At 54.9% G+C, this 2,880-nt stretch carries 4 protein-coding genes; 3 read left to right on the top strand and 1 reads right to left on the bottom strand.

The features are described from left to right. The 3 genes from WC600_19170 to WC600_19160 form a co-directional block, all read left to right on the top strand. Positions 1 to 610 (top strand): ATP-binding protein (locus tag WC600_19170; protein ID MFA4904849.1); only part of this gene is annotated, 610 nt, incomplete at its 5' end. Next, a complete protein-coding gene (locus WC600_19165) occupies positions 588 to 953 on the top strand; it encodes a hypothetical protein (GenBank protein MFA4904848.1) in 366 nt (121 codons plus the stop codon). The genes WC600_19170 and WC600_19165, both read left to right, overlap by 23 nt. A gap of 215 nt (positions 954 to 1,168) precedes the next feature. Further along, positions 1,169 to 1,483, top strand: coding sequence for a hypothetical protein (locus tag WC600_19160; protein ID MFA4904847.1), 315 nt, complete (start codon positions 1,169 to 1,171; stop codon positions 1,481 to 1,483). Positions 1,484 to 1,590: 107 nt separating this feature from the next. On the opposite strand, the gene WC600_19155 is transcribed toward WC600_19160, so the two are convergent. Further along, entirely contained in the window at positions 1,591 to 2,712 is a 1,122-nt protein-coding gene (locus WC600_19155) for an acetoin utilization protein AcuC (GenBank protein MFA4904846.1), read from the bottom strand. Positions 2,713 to 2,880: the final 168 nt, after the last annotated feature.

Below are 2,880 nucleotides of genomic sequence, written 5' to 3'. Positions count from 1 at the left end.
GCAGAAAGACCTGGTTGATATCATAAGGAATAGTGGGGAAGATCTGCTAACCCTCGTGGAAAATATACTCGACTTTTCAACGATTGAAGCCGGAATGATTAGGCTTGAAACTATGCCATTTAATCTATATCATTGCATTGAATCCGCTTTTTCGATGTTTTCCTCGGCAGCATCTGCAAAAGGTTTGAATCTGGCTTGCAGCATAGATGAGAACGTACCTGCGGTCGTTATCGGCGATCCGAAAAGGCTCGGGCAAATCCTGAATAATCTGCTGGAAAATGCAATAAAGTTCACTGAGCGGGGCAGGGTTGCGATTCATGTTTCTTCTGACACCAATGATTTGATTCATTTCAAGGTCGTAGATACTGGTATTGGGATTCCCAATGACAAGCGGGATCGTCTCTTCCAATCCTTCAGTCGGGTGGATGATTCTTTGACGCGCAAGTATCATGGGATCGGTCTGGGGTTGGCAACGAGCCGGAGACTGGTTGAACTCATGGGCGGGCAGATATGGGCAGAGAGCCGCGAAGGCGACGGGTCTACCTTTCATTTTACCATAAAAGCGAAACGCCTTTCCTGCCAGCTACATGCTTGCTACGGCCATCTCTAAGGTGGAGAAAGACTGCCCGTTCATATGTGATGGATGGCAGGTAAAGAGGCCACGCCAAGCCGACGAGCATGCCGAAATCTCCGGCCGGGAAAGGGACGTCTCCGAGGTACGAAACTATTGGAACGCCCTCCTGCGCGTGGTGGAGTGGGCCAGGAAGAAAAAGCCTCTCAGCGAGGATCTGATCAAGAGACTGCATGCCTTGGTGGAACGCGGCCCCAGGGCAAAGCCCACTGCCTATCGGGACGGCCAGAACGCCATCAAGAACTCGGCAACAGGCGCTTTGATCTATCTGCCGCCCGAAGCAAAAGATATACCAGATCTCATGGCCTCGCTGGTGGATTGAGCTAATGAGGCATAGAGATCAGGGCTGCCCGCCCCCATCATTTCCGGCTTGGTCCACTACCAGTTTGTGACTGTATACACCCTTATTACGACGGCAACGGCCGCACGGCACGTCTCCTCGCCACCTTCATTCTCCACAAAGGCGGCTACGACCTGGGCGGCTTCTTCTCCCTGGAGGAGCACTATGCCCTCAACCTGCCGGGCTACTACAGGGCTTTGACGGTCCATCCTCATCACAACTACTACTTCGGCAGAAGCGAGGCTGATCTTACCGCCTGGTTGGAATACTTCATCTCCACTTTAGCGGAGGTCTTCCAGGCTGTCAGGCAGAGGGCCCAGAAGTGTGCTGAGAATGGAACACCCGCGAAGCCCAACGCCCTAGGCCGCCTCGACCACCGCGCCCGAAGGATCCTGGGCCTCTTCGCCCAGAAGGAGATTCTCACCACATCCGAGGTGGCCGGGGAGCTGGGCCTGTCCGAGCGCATGGCCAGAAACCTTCTAACGGATTGGGTTAAGGATGGATGCAGGTAGCAAATCCCTCCCGCCACGCCAGAACCTACAGTTTATCGGCAAAATATCGGCAATACCTCGGCAGCTTATCGGCAATGACTGAAGGGGATAACGAGAACGAGCCGTGATTAAAACACCTTATGAATCTCGTTTACCTTTTTCTTCAATCCTTGCACTGCCAGCTCAAGCTCCGCCGTGATCCTCTTCTTCGTCTCCCTGCCCACCTTAATCTCAATGTCCGGCGGCGCCAGCGGCTCTCTTTCCACCAGGTTCATGAAAAGCTCTACCCAGTAGGGCGGCAAATACTCAGGCAGACTCTCGCCCCTCATGAGATGAAGGACGCTGGACCAGGCCACGGGCACCACTTCCATGTTGTAGCCGCCCCCGCCTAAAGCCAGCAGCCTGCCGCCGGCATGCTGCCCGGTCAGCTCGATGATGCGGCGCACGAGGTGGGTGTACCCGGCAAGGGTCATATTCAAAGTGGTCAGTGGATCTGAGTAGTGTGTGTCCACGCCCAGTTGCGCCACCACCACCTGCGGCTCAAACCATTCAAAGAGCCTGGGCACAATCTCCTCAAAAGCGTGCCGGTATTCCTCGTCCCCGGCGTACATGGGCATGGGTATGTTCACGCTGTAGCCCAGGCCCGGGCCAGCACCGATCTCATCGATAAAGCCGGTGCCGGGAAAAAGATACAGGCCCGACTCGTGTATGGAAATGGTGAGCACATCGGGGTCCTCATAAAAGATCTGCTGCACTCCGTCTCCGTGGTGGCCGTCGATGTCGATGTAAAGAACTCTTTCAAAGCGCTCTTTCAGGACACAAATCGCCAGCGCCGGATCGTCAAAGACGCAAAAGCCCGAGGCCTGGGAGGGCATGGCATGATGCAGGCCACCTCCTATGTTGAAGGCGCTGCAGTCCTCGGCAATTATGCGTCGCGCTGCATCGATGCTGCCGCCTGCCAGCAGCCGCGATGCCTCGTAAATGCCGGGAAATACGGGTGTGTCATCACTGCCAAGGCCAAAGGCCAAATCAGGCTCTTCCGCCTTCACTGAGGCGATGTACTCAGGAGTATGCACGCGCTGTAAATCCCCAACGCCTGCAGGCTGCGGCTCGACCTTGCAGGTGAGGTCGTCAATTTGGCCCTCTTCCTCCATGAGCTTGTAAGCCAGCATCAAGCGAGCCGGATTGAAGGGGTGCTCCGGGCCGAAGTTATAGGCCTGGAATTTTTCGCTGTAATAAAGATAGATCATAGAATGAATCTGGGGGCGGAGTTTGTGGACTGTTTACTTGTAGCCCTTCTCCACCAGGCCATCGCTCCAGTAGTTGTCGCATCTCTTGCAGTAGAAGATGGTCTCGATTACGATCTTCTTCCAGCTATTTGCATCCAGTGCCCGCCGGAGATCCTTTTGCTCGCACTC

The organism is Desulfobaccales bacterium, assembly GCA_041648175.1.
GTDB lineage: Bacteria > Desulfobacterota > Desulfobaccia > Desulfobaccales > 0-14-0-80-60-11 > 0-14-0-80-60-11.
Note: the sequence above shows the minus strand (reverse complement) of the source record. Positions and strands in the feature narration are given on the sequence as shown.

Bases quoted from the DNA above. Each gene is read 5' to 3' on its own strand.
- WC600_19165 (MFA4904848.1), top strand. From the start codon at position 588: ATGCTTGCTACGGCCATCTCTAAGGTGGAGAAAGACTGCCCGTTCATA.
- WC600_19155 (MFA4904846.1), bottom strand. From the start codon at position 2,712: ATGATCTATCTTTATTACAGCGAAAAATTCCAGGCCTATAACTTCGGC.